Consider the following 1,473-nt stretch of genomic DNA (forward strand, 5'->3'; position numbering starts at 1 on the left):
GCACCCTTGCCGCGCGGCACGTAGAGCGCAACGGAAGCGATCGGCGTGTACCGGTCGCCGGCATAGGCGCCCGGCCGGACTTCCTTGAGCCACATCGTTTCCGGCTTCTGCTCCTCATGGAAATGCCTGATGTTGTCGATGCCGAACTGGATGCTCTCGACGACGTCCTTTTCCACCTTGTCGAACGCCGCGTCGAACTCGGCTTCCGACACCTGCAGCTCGCCCTCGGCGACATTGGCCTTGTCGAGTTCCCTGGCGAAGCGGATCAAGGCGGCGTCGCCTTCGTCCTTGACGGCCTGGATGATCGGCCGGACCTTCTCGACGAAGACCGTCAGATCGGCCTCGGCGCGCTTCAGCAGACTGGCGCGCTGGTCGGCATCGATGGATGACAAATCGTGGAAGCTGATGTCGGACATGGCTGCTCGTTCTCCTGGAACTCTTGGAACGCAATCACGGCTGGCGCAGGCCGGCCATATGCTGCGGGCCGACAGGTCGACCCTGAACAAGGATCAAAGCCGTCGAGAGGCTTCACTCGGCCAAAAGTATATACATGTCTATGTGACGGTCGCCAGCGATTTTTCCATCTTCCTTCCCGTCGAAACTACCGAGATAAACCTGCCTCATCAGATCGAGGCGAGAAAGCCGCCATCGACCGGAATGGACTGGCCGGTTATGTAGGCCGCCGCATCCGAAGCGAGGAACACGGCGATGCCATGCAGGTCGGAGAGATCACCGAAACGCCGCTGCGGGATCTTGGCCAGCATGGAGTGCTGCCATGCCTCGTTGTTGTAAAAAACGTCCGTCATCGCCGTCCTGAAATAGCCCGGCGCGATGGCGTTGACCCTTATGCCAAGCTCCGCCCACTCGGCCGCAAGCGCCCGCGTCATGCCGAGCAGGCCGGACTTCGACGAGCCATACGGCACCGCGGTTGGGATTCCGACTTCCGACGTCAGCGAGCACAGGTTGATGATGGTGCCGGGACGGCCGGCGTCGCGCATCTGCCGCGCGGCGGCCTGGGCGCAGAAGAACGCTCCCTTCAGATTCGTGTCGACGATCCTGTCCCACAGCGCCTCGTCGACATCGAGCGAGGGCCGCACCTCCTCCATCCCGGCATTGTTGACGAGAATGTCGAGACCACCAAGCAGGCTGGCAGCCTCGTTGGTGGCTGCGCGGCAGCGGCCGACATCGGTGACGTCGAGAGCGATGGCATGCGCCACCCCACCGGCCGCGCGGATGGCGACCGTCGTGTGCTCCAGCGCGGCCAGGCTGCGCGCCGTGACCGCGACGTCGGCGCCGGCAGCACTCAGCGCTTCGGCGATGCTGCGCCCGATGCCACGGCTGGCGCCGGTGACAAGCGCCTTCCTGCCGGAGAGATCGAAGAGAGAAGCGTTGCGCATGTGATCCTCCTGGTCGGTGTCGGTTTCCGCTTCGGCGTAGAGACTATCAGGTCAAGTTACATATACAAGCATATAC

At 63.1% G+C, this 1,473-nt stretch carries 2 protein-coding genes; both read right to left on the minus strand.

Features of this window, described 5'->3' with window-relative positions; all coding sequences use genetic code 11:
- Positions 1–416 (minus strand): histidinol dehydrogenase (locus EN969_RS30820; RefSeq protein WP_206525278.1); only part of this gene is annotated, 416 nt, incomplete at its 3' end.
- A gap of 207 nt (positions 417–623) precedes the next feature.
- The gene (locus EN969_RS30830) at positions 624–1,397 is read right to left on the minus strand and encodes a 3-oxoacyl-ACP reductase family protein (protein ID WP_024503950.1); all 774 of its coding nucleotides are present in this window, start codon (positions 1,395–1,397) and stop codon (positions 624–626) included.
- Positions 1,398–1,473 lie beyond the last annotated feature (76 nt).

This window comes from Mesorhizobium sp. M7A.F.Ca.CA.003.01.2.1, from assembly GCF_003998945.1.
In the GTDB taxonomy this organism is placed as follows: Bacteria; Pseudomonadota; Alphaproteobacteria; order Rhizobiales; family Rhizobiaceae; genus Mesorhizobium; species Mesorhizobium ciceri.